This window comes from Pedobacter westerhofensis (genome assembly GCF_900182595.1).
GTDB lineage: Bacteria > Bacteroidota > Bacteroidia > Sphingobacteriales > Sphingobacteriaceae > Pedobacter > Pedobacter westerhofensis.
Genome location: NZ_FXTN01000003.1, coordinates 405,804 through 421,931, shown reverse-complemented (window position 1 = coordinate 421,931; position 16,128 = coordinate 405,804). Strand labels below are relative to the sequence as shown.

Sequence of the window (16,128 nt, the reverse complement as noted above, 5' to 3'; positions counted from 1 at the left end):
CAATTATATGAGAAATTTTTTACTTCCTTTTATCTTTGTGTTATTTTGCTTTTCGGCAACTGCACAGGAGCAAACTCCTAACCAAAATCTTCCTTACTCTTATCAGTTTTATCAAAAATTCAATAAATCAGTCTACGATGTGAATTCAAAATTCCATAGTTCTATAAAAGGATATTATTCAGATGATACCACGCTTGTTGGAAGATATCAGGAGTTAATGAATGAAGGAGTGGATTCCGTGAATCATAGAACATGGTTGAGAAGAAAATTCACACAGGAGCATCTTCTGCAATGGAAAGACGATGATTACAACGTATATGCAGATTTTCTCCCTGATCTTACTATTGGCAAAGATTTTAAGGATAACAGGAATACCTGGTTAAACACCAGAGGATTTCAGTTTGGTGGAAACGTTGGGAAAAAGTTTTCATTCTATACCAGTGCCTATGAAAACCAGGCTCAGTTCTCTAATTATTACACCAATTTCATTGAAAAAAACGAGGTTGTACCTGGACAAGCCGGCGGTGAAAAACTTGACCGTAAAACAAAGGACTATACTTATGCTACGGCCTTAATTTCATATACGGCCAATAAGCATCTAAATCTGGCTTTAGGTTATGACAAGAATTTTATTGGTGATGGTTACAGATCTATTTTATTGAGTGATAATGCAGCCCCATATTCCTTCCTGAGATTGCGTGCCACACTAGGTAGCGTAACCTACCAAACTATCTTTGCCTATATGCTTGATCCTGGAGCAGAACCATTAACTGACGACAGAAGACTGGGTTCAAGAGGTAAGTGGAATGCGATCCATTATGTTGATTGGAACGTAAACAAAAGGTTGTCTATTGGTTTTTTCCAGGCTGTTACCTGGGCTGATTCCGAGCCGGAAGGTAAAAGAGGATTTGATTTTAGCTACGCTCAACCTTTCGCTTTTATTCGTTCTATTGAAGAAAACAATGCCCTTTCGCCTGACAAAATTCGTCTCGGATTCAACTTCAAATACGAGCTTTTTGATAAAACGACTTTGTACAGTCAATTTATGTTTGATGAATTCACCCTTAAGGAGATATTTGCGGGAAATGGTTATTGGGCTAACAAATGGGCTTTACAGTTAGGTGCCAGAGGTTCTGACTTATTTAAAGTAAATAAATTGAATTACCTGGTAGAGTTTAATACTGCGAGGCCATACACCTATTCTCATTTTGAACGTTTATCCAATTATGCTGCGATGAATCAGGCACTTGCTGATCCATTTGGGGCTAATTTCCGGGAATTTATAGGGCAGTTGAACTATAGTTACAAGAGATTTGACTTTAGCGGTGAGCTGCTATACGCACGTTATGGACTAGATCCTGACGGGTTAAATTATGGTGGCGATATCTTTAAAACTTATGATACTAGGGTCTCTGAATATGGAAACTCTATTGGTCAGGGGATAGGGACTAATTTGTATTATGCAGAAGCGAAAGTAGCATACGTATTAAATCCAAAATATAACTTGAGAATAGAACTGGGAGGAATTTACAGGAAAGAACATAATGCAGTTTCACAAACTAATACTGGTCTCTTTACGATCGGTCTGCGCAGTACGTTCAGAAGCCTTTATACCGATTTTTAAATCATAAATTATACTACATGAGAATAAGGTCTTTACTTATAATACTATTTTTAGCGTCCCTTAGATCGGTCGTTATTGCGCAAACTATACCTGTTGGTTTACTTGACAACGTGGAAGATGCTTATAGGAGGCAGCAACTCTTGGGAAAGGATACGTCTAAAAGCTCTTACATGATCAGGCCTATTTTTACATCGCCTGATAAAAATTTCGATCTGAATCACGATGGAAATTTCCATGTAAATGATTTCATGAAGCTTATTTATTCAGATCCTGGAACTAAATTAAAAGTTTATGTCCTGCCCGTAGTATGGCAAAATCAGGAAAATACGCATCATCCATATGGAATAAATGATGGATCTATGGTACAAGCCCGCGGTTATGAAACTCAGATTTCCGCGGGGTTGATGGCACAACTTGGTCCCTTAACAATTCAATTAAGGCCTGAATACGTTTTCGCAGAGAATAAAACTTTTCAAAAACTAAGTGATGCGCCCAACGGTGTATATTGGAATACGCCAATTGCAAGGACTTACAATAGTATCGATCTACCTGATCGTTTTGGGGATGGTACTTACAGTAAAGTATCGTGGGGACAAAGTAGTATAAGGTTAACTCAAGGGCCGGTCTCGTTGGGATTGTCTAATGAAAATTTATGGTGGGGACCAGGTGTGAGGAGTTCCTTATTAATGAGTAATAACGCCTCGGGGTTTAAACACCTTACATTAAATACGGTTAGACCTATTGGTACATATATTGGATCCTTTGAAGCGCAAATAGTTTCGGGCCGTCTTGATCAATCAGGTGTTCCTTCTCCCACTGGGCCGGAATTTGTCAGCAGACCTAAGGACTGGCGATATTTTAATGGTTTAGTTGTTACCTATCAACCAAAATGGATTCCAAATTTCTTTCTTGGGTTGGACCGGACATTCACAGTCAATAAACGAGACATGGGTTCTAGTTTCGGAGATTATTTCCCGATCTTCAAAGCTCCTGAAAAATCTTCCTATAATTTGGCTGATGGAACTAATGCTGAGGATGCTGCTGCCCGAGATCAATACATTGCATTCTTCACGAGATATGTTTTGCCGGAAAGTAAGGCAGAGATTTATTTTGAATTTGGACGCAATGACCATTCTTATGACTCAAGAGATGGTTTAGTCGAACCTGAACATAGTCGTGCTTACATTGTTGGATTTAGAAAGCTAGTTCCATTGAGAAGGTCAGACGAATATATTCAATTAGGTGTAGAGTTTACGCAGTTACAGCGATCAACTACTGCTACTACCAGAGCCTCTCCGCCATGGTATGAACATTCTCAGGTGTCTGACGGTTATACAAATTATGGTCAAGTTTTAGGTGCCGGTATTGGCCCTGGAAGTAACTTGCAATCACTTGATGTGAATTGGGTAAAAGGATTGAAAAAGATTGGGCTAACCTTTGAAAGGTTAGTAAATAACAATGATCTTTTTTACGATTTCGCATATGCGTCTGCAGATAAGAATCAATATATAAACAGGCATTGGGTAGATCTATCTGTCGCTGGAAATTTTGCATGGACATATAAAAAATTTGTCTTGAATTCTCAATTAGTGTACATAAGATCATTGAATTATCAGTATCAATGGCAGTCAGGTGTGAGCTATTGGGATTGGAATAAACAAGATGTAAATAACGTTCACATTAAAGTGGGAATTCTTTATAGATTATAATGAGGATGTGGTCATATGTTTAGTTTTTTTAAAAAGCGTAATTTAGTTACGGATATTAATTGGTTGGGCCCAGATATACATTCACATATTTTGCCAGGCATTGATGATGGGTCAAAGAATGTGGAACAGTCATTGACATATGTGCGAAGTTTACATGATCTGGGCTTTCAGAAAATGTTTTTTACTCCACATATATTTGGGGAATTATATCCAAATACTAAAGAAAGTATACTGAATTCTTTGAAGCTATTAACAGATGCGCTTGACTCCTCAAATATTAACCTTATTGGTGGGGCGGCGGCGGAGCATATGGTCGACTATAGTTTTAATATCGGGGATGAATTGTTGTGTTTACCTGATAAGCACATTTTAATCGAGATGTCTTACTTATCCGAAACTCCAAACATTGAACAGGTGATCTTTGATTTACAGGTGAAAGGATACAAGGTAATCCTTGCGCATCCAGAGAGGTATAATTTTTATCATGGCAATATTACTCGATACCATAGGTTGAGAGAAATGGGCTGTTATTTCCAGCTAAACCTGTTATCTATAACTGGATATTATGGAAAAGGAGTGAAACAAGCTACTGAATATTTATTAAGCAAAGAACTTTATGACTTAGCAGGAACCGATTTGCACCATGATAAGCATTTAAGCTTGCTTGACAGGGTTATAAAAAGTGGGGAATTACACAAATTAATTGGGTATTATCAATTCAAAAATATGGAACTTTTTGGATGAAAGAAATGACCCTCATGAAAATTTTTACATTAAAATCACTAAGTTTGCAACCTTGTTTATAAATCCTAATCGGGATTTAAACCAGTCATTAACTATGAATACATTGAACAGATCCATTATTTTGTCTAAAATTACGGTTATTTTCTTAGTAATTTTACTAGCAACCTCATGTGTAAGTAGTAAGAAAATAGCATATTTTCAAGATATACAGAGTGTTGATCAAGCTAAATTAGAAAATGCTGCCGCATTTACAGAGCCTACAATACAAGCGGACGATATACTAAGTATAAATGTATTTACATTAAATCCGCAGAGTGGAGCAATAATAAATCAGGCTTCTTCTTCACCATTGTTAGGAGGTAGTGCAAACACGGCCGTTGCTGCACAGCAAATTACCGGTTTTTTGGTTGATAAAAATGGTGATATTGAATTAGCGCTCGTTGGGAAAATCAAAGTCGCGGGTCTAACTACATATCAAGCCCGTGAATTAGTTCGCGAAAAAGTAGGAGCAATTTACAAGGATCCAAGTGTTCAATTGAGGTTTGCAAATTTTAAGGTTAGTGTACTGGGAGAGGTAAATTCACCTTCAGCCTACACTTTACCTAACGAAAAAGTAACAATACTAGATGCACTGAGTCTTGCAGGTGATTTGACGATTTTCGGAAAACGTGAAAATGTTTTGATTGTAAGAGATAACAATGGAAAGAAAGAATTTGCAAGACTGAATTTAAACTCGTCAGATATTTTTAACAGTCCATTTTATTATTTGAAACAGAATGATGTAGTCTACGTAGAACCAAACAAGAAGAAGGTATCTGCCACTAATTCAGCACAACTGCAAACAATTAGTGTGATTGCATCTGTTCTTTCGGTGCTTGTCGTGGCTATAACTCAGTTAAAGTAATAATTTAATAAATGAACAACCCTGTGGAAAATAAAATGCAGCAGCATACAGAAGAAGATAGTATCGATTTAAAACTAGTATTTAGTAAACTATCGGACAAATGGATGTGGTTCGTATCAAGTGTTTTTGCCTGTTTACTAATCGCTTTCTTATATACATGCTACGTTCCTCCAACATATCAAATTACTGCCAAGCTTCTTGTAAATGATGATGACAAAGGAGGTGGTTTAGGGAAGCAAGCTGGATCATTAATGGATTTAGGCGGAATTCTTGGATCTAAAAGTTCGGTTGATAATGAAGCCGAAATCCTACAAACAAGATTTTTAATGGAGCAAGTGGTTCGTCAACTTCAATTAAATATTGTTTATCAGTATAAGAATGGTTTTACTACAAGGGAGCTTTATAATGCACCTTTCAAATTATTAATTGTTCAGGGGGTTGATACTATCTCCAAAACACAGTTAAATATTGAGCCACTAACTAACGGTAAATTAAGAGTAATAAGCAAAGACTTTGAACGTGATGTAAAGTGGAACGAAACCTTCAGGATTGAGGAAGTAGGAACTGTAAAACTAATTCAGGAAACGGGTGTGCAAGTACCAAAGGTGAATTATGTAATTAAGATAAATTCTATTGATGAGCGTGTTGGAATGTTAATGTCACAATTACTTGTTGGTGTTACAAATAAACAAGGCACAATTATAGATCTGGGGTTATCCTATGCATTACCTAAAAAAGGGGAGGACATCTTGAATGCATTGATTAATAACTACGTTCAAACAAACTTAGGAGATAAAAATTCTATAGCAGACAGCACGTACAAGTTTATACGTGAACGTATAAATATTATTGCGTCGGAACTAGGAGATGTTGAAAATGAGGTTGAAACATTTAAACAAAATAATAAACTTGCTGATATGAGCGAACAAAGTAAATTACTTGTGCAAAATACAGGTGAATTTACTACTGAATTAGCAAAAGCTGAGACACAAGTTTCAATTCTAAATGATTTAGAGAGTTATCTTAAAGATCAGAATAAAAATAAAAGGGTATTTCCAACATCTTTATTGCCATCAGATCTGGTTTTCTCTGGTATGATGGAACAATACAATTCTTTACTACTTGAGCGTGATAAACAGCTACTGAGTGTTACAGAAGAAAGTCCTTTTATTCACAATATCGACAATCAAATTTCAGGATTAAGAAAAGGAATACTCGCAAACATACAAAGCACTAAAAATACATTTGTGCTGACTAGGAATAAACTACGTACTCAACTTAGTACTGTCGAAACTCAAATTGGAGGTGTTCCGCAGGTTGAAAAAAATTATTTGAAACTGGCAAGAAATCAAAAGATAAAGCAAGAACTCTATATATTTCTGATGCAGAAAGCTGAAGAGACTGCGATTTCAAAAACAGCGAATTTATCAATAGCAAAAGTTATTGATCCCCCTAAATCACAATTTCTTCCCATAAGTCCTAAAAAAAATGTAATCCTATTAGCGGGCTTCGTTATTGGTCTTATCTTTCCAATACTGTTGATTTTTGGGCTAGAACTTTATAATACGACGATATCAACTAAAGATGACATAAGTAAACACACTCAGGTTCCAGTTGTCGGTGAAATAAGTCACAATTTAAGTATGGATAGTATGGTAGTTGCTAATCAGGGAAGATCTGCCATATCAGAACAATTTAGGGCTCTTCGGACTAACTTGTCCTTTTATTTAAAAGATCATGACCAGAAGGTTATTTTGCTAACATCGAGCATGTCGGGTGAAGGTAAATCCTTTACAGCTGTAAATCTTGGAAACATACTCGCCCTGACGGATAAAAAGGTTGTGCTTTTAGAATTTGACCTACGAAAGCCGGGGCTCTCATCTAAGTTAAAGATTAACAATTCCCTTGGTTTTAGTAATTACACTATAAATGAAAGCTTAAAGATTACAGATATTCTGAGGCCTCTTGATATTAATAAGAACATGTCTATTATTTCATCCGGCCCCTTGCCTCCGAATCCGGCTGAGACTTTAATGAGCAGTCGTACACAAACCTTAATTGAAGAACTTAAGAAACAATTTGATTATATTATTATTGACGCTCCACCGATTGGAATTATAACTGATGCGCAGCTTTTATCTCAATATGCTGATGTTACACTGTATTTAGTTAGGCAAAAGGTTACCAGAAAGGATCAGTTAGCAATAGTGGAAGATCTTTATAGGAATGGCAAAATGACTAATTTGGGTATTGTTGTAAATGATATTGTAAGTAAATATTACGGATATGGCTATGGATACGGTACGTATGGTGAAGAGCAAACACAAAGTAAGATCCAGAAATTCTTCAAAAGATCGAACAGCTAACGCTTGGTATTAACGCAATGAATTATACGCTTAAAGTTGCTGAATGCAGACTTGAAACGGAAGACACCGTTACGATTTGTTTTAAACAGCCTGGATTAAAGAAAATTAAATATCTCTCTGGCCAATATTTAACTTTAATTTTTAGGATTAATGGACGACGCTATATAAGACCATATTCGTTTTCTTCATGTCCTGAAGTTGATAATTATCTAGAAATCACTGTAAAGAGGGTTCCGAGAGGTATTGTTTCGAACCACATTTTAGATACAATTAAGCCGGGAGATAGCATTGAGGTAATGTCCCCCATGGGCGACTTTATATTTAAGGACAAAAATGAGTACAGGTCTGTTTTCTTTTGGGGTGTAGGAAGTGGTATTACTCCGCTTATATCCATTGCAAAACATATATTACACACTAAGTCACAAGTTAAAGTCTATCTGATTTATGGTAATAGAAGTAAGGAAACAACAATATTCTATAATTTAATTGAGGATTTAAAGGTAAAATATCCAGACACTTTCTTTGCTAAACAATTTCACACTAATTTGGTTGTAAAACCAAACAATCCCTGGCTAGTAGAAGGACGAATCAACCAGAAGAATGCCAAAGAATTGCTCGAGGATATTGGAGATTTAAATAGATCTATACATTATATTTGTGGGCCTGCTGGTTTAAAAGAGTCTGTCAAAAGCGCTTTACAACTTTTGGAGGTCAAAGATGAGGACATTTTTTCTGAAGATTTTGAGATTGTTCGAGATCCTAATGATTTCGCAGAAATTGGAACTCAAATGATTGGCTTACGATTTAAACAAAAAGAATATTCTCTTGAAGTTATCAAAGGAAAAAGTATATTAGAAGCCGCTTTAGATGCGGAAATTGAGTTGCCATATTCGTGTCAGACTGGAAATTGTAGTACATGTAAAGGAAGATTGATTGCTGGAGAAATTAAAATGATAGGCTTGAATAAGGTAAGAACTGACCTAGCAGCAGATGAATATTTGTTGTGTTGTTCACATCCATTGACAGGTAATGTAGATATAGAAATATAAGAGAAAAATTATGAAAGTAGTATTGCTTGCTGGTGGATTAGGTACCCGGTTGTCCGAAGAAACAGTTTTAAAGCCGAAACCTATGGTCGAGATTGGAGGGATGCCAATACTTTGGCATATAATGAAGATTTATTCCTCTCATGGTTTTAATGATTTTGTAGTATGCCTGGGGTACAAAGGATATATAGTTAAGGAGTATTTTGCAAATTACTTTCTACATAAATCGGATGTAACTATAGATATGTCTAACAATTCTATTGAGGTACATGACTCTCAAGCTGAACCTTGGAAGATTACTTTAGTAGATACTGGTAACGAATCAATGACGGGAGGCAGAATAAAACGTATTCAACCTCATGTTGGAAACGAACCATTCATGCTTACATATGGGGATGGCGTAAGCGATGTAAACATAGGAGACCTTGTTAAATTTCACAAAGCTCATGGTAAACATTGTACTGTAACCTCTGTTCAGCCATCTGGCAGATTCGGAGCACTCAATTTAACTGCCGATCATACGGTACAATCATTCTTGGAAAAACCAAAAGGAGATGGTGCCTGGATTAATGGTGGATTTTTTGTATGCCAACCTGAGGTATTCAACTATATTGATGGAGATTCGACCATATTTGAAAAGGAACCAATGGAAACGATCGCCGCAGATGGTCAAATGAAAGCTTTCAATCACTCTGGCTTTTGGAAACCGATGGATACCCTCAGAGATAAACATGAATTGGAGGAAGATTGGGCTAATAATAAAGCAAAATGGAAATCTTGGTAATATGAGCTTCAATAATATTTATTACGGAAAGAAAGTTCTTGTAACTGGTCATACGGGTTTCAAAGGCTCATGGCTTGCTATTTGGCTTAGAGAACTTGGTGCAGAAGTGTATGGTTATGCTTTAGAGCCATCTGGTGATATGGACAACTTTGTGACCTGTGATTTACCCAATAAAATGAATCATTTTATTGGAGATGTGCGTGACGGGAAAGCTTTAAAAAAATATTTTCAAGATGTTCAGCCTGACTTCGCATTTCATCTTGCTGCACAACCTCTAGTGCTGCTGTCTTATCAAGATCCGGCCAGTACCTTTGAGACCAATATGATGGGGGTTGTTAACTTTTTTGATGCCGTTAGATGTACCCCCTCGGTTAAAGCTGCAGTTAATGTTACAACTGATAAATGTTACGATAATAAAGAATGGGTTTGGGGATACAGAGAGAATGATCCAATGGGTGGTAAGGATCCGTATAGTGCTTCTAAAGGATGTTCTGAGCTTATCACTAGTTCTTACCTCGAATCATTTTTTAAAGTGGATGGAACATGTAATGTTGCATCAGGCAGAGCTGGGAATGTTATTGGAGGAGGTGATTGGGCGCTTGATCGGATTATACCTGATTATTTTCGCGCAGTACAACAAGGCATTAAGCTTGAAGTTAGAAATCCCTATGCAACCAGGCCTTGGCAACATGTCCTAGAGCCGTTAAGCGGATATTTAAACTTAGCATCCGAATTATATATAAATGGTAAATCGTTTAGTGGAGGTTGGAATTTTGGACCAGAGGATACTTCTAATTATTCAGTGAAGAACTTAATTGACAAAATGCTCACCATAGATAGTAAAGGAGGATATATAATTCCTCAGAATGTAGTTAAGCTACATGAAGCTATTTTATTGAAATTAGACATATCCAAAGCAGTTAATTATCTAAAATGGAAACCAGTTCTAGACTTTGACCAAACTGTTGAATATACATTGAATGGTTATTTAGCTGATATGGATGAAAGTGTCGATGTTTATACTAGTCGGGTTGAACAAATATTAGATTATACAGCCAAAGGCATTAAAAAAGGTATAGTTTGGGCCTTGTAACTAAAATATTATTAACTGGCGGGACCGGGTATCTTGGTAAAAGATTGCTTTATAGACTTTTGTCAGAAGGCTATGATGTCTTTATAACTGTTAGGAACAAACATAAAGTTTTTTTAGATAATGGATTTTCCGAAAAGGTAAAATATGTTGATGTTGATGATGGCGCTCTCGAGGAGTTCTTTAAAAATGAGATGCCTGATTTAATAATTCATACAGCTGCCTCATATGGAAGAAATGGCGAAAGTTTGGCGGAAGTCGTAGAAGCCAACCTGTCATTTCCAGTAAAGATTCTTAATTTAGCTGTTACTTACGGGACCAAATGTTTTGTCAATACAGACACGTCGCTTCCGAGGGAACTCAATGCCTACTCTAGGGCGAAAAAACAATTTATGGAATGGTTAGAAATCTGTTCCAATAAAATAGATGTAATTAACTTACAATTGGAATACTTTTATGGCCCAAATGATAGTTCAACAAAATTCATTACATATGTTTTACATGAATTACAGTTGGGTAAAGGGTTCATTGATTTTACCGATGCAACCCCCTTTAGGGACTTTATTTATATAGATGATGTAATCAGTGCATATCTGGTTATCCTTAATAATGTACAATTATTTAAGGGCCTTAACACCATACCTGTAGGTTCGGGTAGTGCTCTGATGCTTAAAGATCTAATAATACAGATGAGATCAATCACATCGATGGACAACGTTCTGTTACATTTTGGGAAGTTACCTATGCGTGAGAATGAAATAATGTATTCTTGTGCGGATATAACCATACTAAAACAGTTGGGCTGGAAGCCTTTATATACCTTTGAACAAGGTATAATGCAAACTATTAACATTGAAAAAACTTCTTATGATACAAATTAACGATAAAGAATTAGCGCTAAAAACGTTCAAAAAATCTATACCAGGGGTGGATTATATTCCGGTGACTGGGAAGATTATTGAAGAGGATGATCTACTTTTATGTATGGAGTCTGTAGCCGATGGCTGGCTAACCGCCGGCAGATTTGCCAATGAATTCGAATCAGAGTTTGCAAAATACTTTGGAGCTCAAAAATGTTTATTGGTTAACTCAGGCTCATCAGCAAACTTGGTTGCGTTTTATGCTTTAACTTCACCTAAATTAGGCGAGAGGGCCATTAAACCGGGTGATGAGGTAATAACTGTGGCGGCTGGTTTCCCAACTACAGTTAACCCGATTGTACAATTTGGTGCAATTCCTGTCTTTATTGATGTTGATATTGCAACGCATAACGTTAAAGCGGAGATGATCGAAGCGGCAGTATCGCCAAAAACTAAAGCCATAATGATTGCGCATTCATTAGGCAACCCATTCGACTTGGATGAAGTGATGCGTGTTGCAAAAAAATACAACCTTTGGGTTGTCGAAGATGATTGCGATTCACTAGGAGCAACATATAAGGGGAAAAAGACTGGTACTTTCGGAGATATATCCACATTTTCATTTTATCCTGCGCATCATATTACTATGGGAGAAGGTGGCGCGGTCATTGTGAATAATCCAGAGTTGTCTAAAGTAGCGGAAAGTTTTAGAGATTGGGGTAGAGACTGTTATTGCGAACCTGGTAGAGATAATACCTGCGGATGTCGCTTCGGTCAGCAATTAGGTTCTCTGCCATATGGATATGATCATAAATATACCTATTCGCATATTGGGTTTAATTTGAAGGTTACTGATATGCAGGCTGCACTTGGTGTATCCCAATTAAGAAAGATTGACAGGTTTGTACAGCAACGTCGAGAAAATTATGCTGCACTGTACTCCCGTATGAAAGAGTTCGAAGAAATTTTCATACTACCTGAACCAACTAAAGATTCAGATCCATCATGGTTTGGGTTTTTAATGACACTTAGGGAAGGAGATTCGAATGATAGGCATATGTTGGTACAGCATTTAGAGGAGAATAAAATTGGTACACGTTTGTTATTTGCTGGAAACTTATTAAGACAGCCTGCTTATACCAATGTAGAACACCGCGTGGTTGGCGACCTAACTAACACCGATATAATTATGAATCAATCGTTTTGGCTTGGGGTTTGGCCAGGCCTTGATGAAAGCCATTACGATTATATAGCAGATGTAATAAGAAAATATATAAACGGTTAATAATGATTTTAATATTAGGAGCGGGGCTGGCGGGTATAAGCTGTTCATATCATTTGGGACATGAATGTTTAGTGGTTGAGAAAAATGGTTATCCTGGTGGACATATCTATTCACATCATATAAATGGCTTTACATGGGATGAAGGACCTCATGTTTCTTTTACCAAACATCAGTATGTTAAAGACTTATTTGAAGAGGCTGTAGGTGGTGATTTTCTAGAATATCCGGTTTATCCAACAAACTACTATAAAGGTAGTTGGGTTCCGCATCCTGCACAGTCAAATCTCCATGCTGTTCCTGAACCAGTCAGATCAAAGTGCTTATCTGACTTTTTAGAAAGCAGGACAGAAGTTGAAAATATTAACCCTTCTAACTATTATGAGTGGCTACAAGCGGCATTTGGGAACGAATTTTCCAATGAATTTGTCACAGCCTATACTGAGAAATACTGGACAGTCCATCCCCGACATTTGACGACAGATTGGGTTGGAGGACGTGTTTTTTTCCCAGATATCGAAACTGTAAAAAAGGGATTTGAAGGTCCCCTTGATCAATCAACACACTATATAACTTCAGTACGTTATCCGAACAAAGGTGGTTATTTTAGTTACACTGATAAAATGGTTAAGGGAATGAATGTAGAATATGACAAATGTGTTCAACGCATAGATTTAAATGAAAAAGTAGTGTATTTTGAAGATGGTTCGATGCAACAATACACAAAATTGATTAATACATTACCATTACCTGAATTTATTAAATTCATTGATGCTGGTGAGAGTATTAAGGGTGCCGCCGAGAATCTTTCTTGCTCTGAATTATTACTTTTGAACTTTGTTGTGGGGCATCCTGCAACAAATTCAGCACATTGGTTGTATGTGTATGATCTTGATAAATATTCTACAAGAATCAACTTCACAGAGTTATTATCTCCAAATAATGGAGTAGCGGGAAAATGTGGGATTCAAGTAGAGGTCTATTTTTCCAAATACAAGAAACAGGAGCAATCTCTAGCAGAAATTACACAGAAAGTTACTGAAGAACTTATTGAGATGGGCCTGATTAGGTCAGAACAATATATTGAGGAAACTCATACCAACTTTATTAAGTATGCTAATGTAATATTTGATCACAAAAGGGAGGAATCACTCAACAAAATCCTAAGTTATCTATCATCTTTCGGACTTTTAAGGGAAAAGGATGATTTAGAACCGATGACGGATTGGAATACAAAATTGGAAATTTCTCCCGTTGAAAATTTAGGAGATCTAGTGTTGGCGGGAAGATTTGGGCAGTGGAAATACTATTGGACAGATGATTGTATATTGAGGGGGAAATATATTAAAGAATCTATTAAGGATGAGCATTAATATCAATAAGAACGATATTCTTTGGAGTTATATTGCACAGTTTTTGAATTATGGTTCTGGTCTTTTCCTTTTACCATTTATCCTTAAGTTATTCACCACACAGGAAATTGGTTTATGGTACTTGTTTCTAAATATGAGTGCCTTGGCGTTTATAATGGATTTTGGTTTTTTACCAAATATTACTAGAACAGTTTCATATATATATAGTGGGGCACAGTCCTTATCAAAGGAAGGTATTCCTGAGAAACAATCTACCTCTGGGATAAATTACACTCTCCTGAAGTCCGTAATTGGTGTGGTAAGAAATATTTATGGAATCATTACCATAATTCTATTGGTGACAATTTTTATAGGTGGATCATTTTACTTGAAAAGTATAATTCACTCAGATACTCGTCTCTGGATTTCATTCTACATATTTGCACTATCTATATGTTTGAATTTTTTCTATTCTTATTATGATGCATTGTTGCTTGGTAGAGGCCTTATAAAGGCTGCAAATCAAGCAATATCTATTGCAAAGCTTGTTTATTTGCTAGCCGCAGTTTTGGGGATCTTATTTCATTGTGGTTTACTTAGTATTTCTATTGCTAGCCTCATTAGCACACTATTAAACAGAATCTTATATTACAACAGGTTTTACGATCGAAATACAAAAGCATTTTTGGCTAATAAAGCTATGGAAGATCAAAAGCAGATATTCTCTCAGATCTGGCATAACGCAAAAAAACTTGGGTTAGTTTCTCTTGGTTCTTTTTTAATCTTCCAAGTAAACCTTTTGATTGCAGGTAGATACTTTACTATAGCAGAAGTTGCTTCGCTTGGTCTAAGTATGCAGCTATTTAGTACCTTATGTAACTTTTCTAGATTATATTTCACTACATTGATACCTAAATTCAATAGCCTACGGGTCCATGATAATATTGAAGAACTAAAACGTGAATTTATCAAATCGATGAAGATAGGTTGGGTTGGTTATCTTAGTGGAACGGTGATTATTTGCCTAGCTGGTAATTCTCTGTTAGAGATTTTTCATAGCAAAACCAATTTACCTGATTCTCGAGTATTGGTGCTCTTCGCTATAGTATATCTTCTAGAGATTACTCACGGAAATTGTGCAACTTTTCTTACCACGAAGAATACAGTCCCATTCGTTAATGCTGCTTTGTGGACCGGTTTTTTTGTAATTTTATTTAATTTTATCCTGATATTAGGCTTCAATTTAAGAATTGAATGTTTTGCTATATCTATTATTTTGGTACAATTATCTTATAATGTTTGGAAATGGCCATATGAAGTAATCAAGGATTTAAATATTAAATTTATAGACTTTTATGGAAAACTTTTCTAATATTATAACTATCTCTATTCCTGTATACGAGAGATACGATTTTTTTGAAGAAGCTGTTGCAAGCGCAGTCAATCAGACTGTGAAATGCAAAATAGTAATTGTTGATAATTGCTCGACACACAACAAATTCAAGGAGCACATTGATAGTTTGAATAATCCGGATATCGAATTTTACCGAAACGAATCAAATCTTGGTATGATTGGAAATTGGAATAAATGTATTGATCATGCCGAAACAGAGTGGGTAACTATTCTTCATGATGACGATGCATTATATCCTAACTTTGTAGAATGCTTTGAAATGGTTCGGAAGGTGTACCCTGATTCCAGCTGCATTTCTTCTGGATATGTGCGAGGTTACAAATCGGATAGGAAGCTAAGTACTCCTTTGGATATTACATCATTGAAAGTAAGATTGTTTGAAACTCAGGAATTTAATTACAATATTTTATCGCTGTTTCCTGGTATAGCTATTAATGTTAAGCTGTATAACTTCAGGTTTGATCAATCTGAATTTCCTGTATCTGATTTTGATCTGTGGGTAAGATTGTCGAAAGCTGGGGATATTATCAAATTCGACTTGGTTCAGGCATATTATAGATTAGATAAATCACAAAGCACTTCAAAGATCATTGAGAGTATAATAAAAGGGGCATATTCCTACAGGAAAAGAAAAATAATTCCGAAGAACTATCTTGATAAAATTTTCTTTCTTGCCACTACATCAATGAGTGCTCTTTCGAGTAAGAAACTGTATAATACCAAGATTGACCTATACAACTTTGTTGAAAAGGAAGACAAGGCTTTGATAAAGCTCTTCGAGACAACATTCTTCTTATACCTAGCATATGTGCTAAAATATTCAATCTACAGATTTGGTTTGTTCTTTAAATTCAAAAGGATTCTGAAAACAAAATAGTATAAAGGTCACTTTGAGAGCCGTTACGTTGATACTATTAACAATATCAGATGCATAATACTTTTTTGTGGAAAAT

Annotated in this window: 13 protein-coding genes; all 13 read left to right on the top strand. The window is 36.0% G+C overall.

Going from position 1 to position 16,128, the window contains the following annotated elements; all coding sequences use genetic code 11:
* The first annotated feature begins 7 nt into the window (after positions 1-7).
* The 13 genes from FN831_RS07155 (at position 8) to FN831_RS07095 (ending at position 16,052) form a co-directional block, all read left to right on the top strand.
* Complete coding sequence (locus tag FN831_RS07155; protein WP_142527515.1) at positions 8-1,624, top strand: capsule assembly Wzi family protein; 1,617 nt, start codon at positions 8-10, stop codon at positions 1,622-1,624.
* Between the two features lie 170 nt (positions 1,625-1,794).
* Positions 1,795-3,333 carry a capsule assembly Wzi family protein gene (locus FN831_RS07150; protein WP_185960412.1) on the top strand — a complete coding sequence of 513 codons (1,539 nt, stop codon included), beginning with the start codon at positions 1,795-1,797 and terminating at the stop codon, positions 3,331-3,333.
* A 15-nt stretch (positions 3,334-3,348) separates the two neighbouring features.
* On the top strand, positions 3,349-4,077 hold the full coding sequence (locus FN831_RS07145; RefSeq protein ID WP_142527513.1) for a tyrosine-protein phosphatase: 729 nt from the start codon (positions 3,349-3,351) through the stop codon (positions 4,075-4,077).
* Complete coding sequence (locus FN831_RS07140) at positions 4,070-4,981, top strand: polysaccharide biosynthesis/export family protein (RefSeq protein ID WP_246101403.1); 912 nt, start codon at positions 4,070-4,072, stop codon at positions 4,979-4,981. Before FN831_RS07145 ends, FN831_RS07140 begins: the two co-directional genes overlap by 8 nt.
* A gap of 11 nt (positions 4,982-4,992) precedes the next feature.
* The gene (locus FN831_RS07135) at positions 4,993-7,347 is read left to right on the top strand and encodes a GumC family protein (RefSeq protein WP_142527512.1); all 2,355 of its coding nucleotides are present in this window, start codon (positions 4,993-4,995) and stop codon (positions 7,345-7,347) included.
* Between the two features lie 17 nt (positions 7,348-7,364).
* Complete coding sequence (locus FN831_RS07130) at positions 7,365-8,396, top strand: ferredoxin--NADP reductase (protein WP_142527511.1); 1,032 nt, start codon at positions 7,365-7,367, stop codon at positions 8,394-8,396.
* Positions 8,397-8,406: 10 nt separating this feature from the next.
* Positions 8,407-9,177: a glucose-1-phosphate cytidylyltransferase gene (gene rfbF / locus FN831_RS07125; RefSeq protein WP_142527510.1), complete on the top strand. Its 771-nt coding sequence runs from the start codon at positions 8,407-8,409 to the stop codon at positions 9,175-9,177.
* Positions 9,125-10,270 carry a CDP-glucose 4,6-dehydratase gene (gene rfbG, locus FN831_RS07120; RefSeq protein ID WP_221931299.1) on the top strand — a complete coding sequence of 382 codons (1,146 nt, stop codon included), beginning with the start codon at positions 9,125-9,127 and terminating at the stop codon, positions 10,268-10,270. The genes rfbF and rfbG overlap by 53 nt, the downstream gene beginning before the upstream one ends.
* Complete coding sequence (locus tag FN831_RS07115) at positions 10,258-11,148, top strand: NAD-dependent epimerase/dehydratase family protein (RefSeq protein WP_142527508.1); 891 nt, start codon at positions 10,258-10,260, stop codon at positions 11,146-11,148. The genes rfbG and FN831_RS07115 overlap by 13 nt, the downstream gene beginning before the upstream one ends.
* Positions 11,120-12,412, top strand: coding sequence for a lipopolysaccharide biosynthesis protein RfbH (rfbH, locus tag FN831_RS07110; RefSeq protein WP_246101401.1), 1,293 nt, complete (start codon positions 11,120-11,122; stop codon positions 12,410-12,412). Before FN831_RS07115 ends, rfbH begins: the two co-directional genes overlap by 29 nt.
* Before the next feature lie 2 nt (positions 12,413-12,414).
* Positions 12,415-13,782 carry a protoporphyrinogen/coproporphyrinogen oxidase gene (locus FN831_RS07105; protein WP_142527507.1) on the top strand — a complete coding sequence of 456 codons (1,368 nt, stop codon included), beginning with the start codon at positions 12,415-12,417 and terminating at the stop codon, positions 13,780-13,782.
* Positions 13,772-15,133: an O-unit flippase-like protein gene (gene wzx / locus FN831_RS07100; protein ID WP_142527506.1), complete on the top strand. Its 1,362-nt coding sequence runs from the start codon at positions 13,772-13,774 to the stop codon at positions 15,131-15,133. The genes FN831_RS07105 and wzx overlap by 11 nt, the downstream gene beginning before the upstream one ends.
* Positions 15,117-16,052 carry a glycosyltransferase family 2 protein gene (locus FN831_RS07095; RefSeq protein ID WP_142527505.1) on the top strand — a complete coding sequence of 312 codons (936 nt, stop codon included), beginning with the start codon at positions 15,117-15,119 and terminating at the stop codon, positions 16,050-16,052. The genes wzx and FN831_RS07095 overlap by 17 nt, the downstream gene beginning before the upstream one ends.
* Positions 16,053-16,128: the final 76 nt, after the last annotated feature.

What these genes read in the sequence shown, in the direction of transcription:
- FN831_RS07095 (WP_142527505.1), top strand. Translation starts at nt 15,117, where the DNA reads ATGGAAAACTTTTCTAATATTATAACTATCTCTATTCCTGTATACGAG.
- FN831_RS07150 (WP_185960412.1), top strand. Translation starts at nt 1,795, where the DNA reads ATGATCAGGCCTATTTTTACATCGCCTGATAAAAATTTCGATCTGAAT.
- rfbG (WP_221931299.1), top strand. Translation starts at nt 9,125, where the DNA reads ATGAATTGGAGGAAGATTGGGCTAATAATAAAGCAAAATGGAAATCTT.
- rfbF (WP_142527510.1), top strand. Translation starts at nt 8,407, where the DNA reads ATGAAAGTAGTATTGCTTGCTGGTGGATTAGGTACCCGGTTGTCCGAA.
- FN831_RS07145 (WP_142527513.1), top strand. Translation starts at nt 3,349, where the DNA reads ATGTTTAGTTTTTTTAAAAAGCGTAATTTAGTTACGGATATTAATTGG.
- wzx (WP_142527506.1), top strand. Translation starts at nt 13,772, where the DNA reads ATGAGCATTAATATCAATAAGAACGATATTCTTTGGAGTTATATTGCA.
- FN831_RS07155 (WP_142527515.1), top strand. Translation starts at nt 8, where the DNA reads ATGAGAAATTTTTTACTTCCTTTTATCTTTGTGTTATTTTGCTTTTCG.
- FN831_RS07130 (WP_142527511.1), top strand. Translation starts at nt 7,365, where the DNA reads ATGAATTATACGCTTAAAGTTGCTGAATGCAGACTTGAAACGGAAGAC.
- FN831_RS07135 (WP_142527512.1), top strand. Translation starts at nt 4,993, where the DNA reads ATGAACAACCCTGTGGAAAATAAAATGCAGCAGCATACAGAAGAAGAT.
- FN831_RS07105 (WP_142527507.1), top strand. Translation starts at nt 12,415, where the DNA reads ATGATTTTAATATTAGGAGCGGGGCTGGCGGGTATAAGCTGTTCATAT.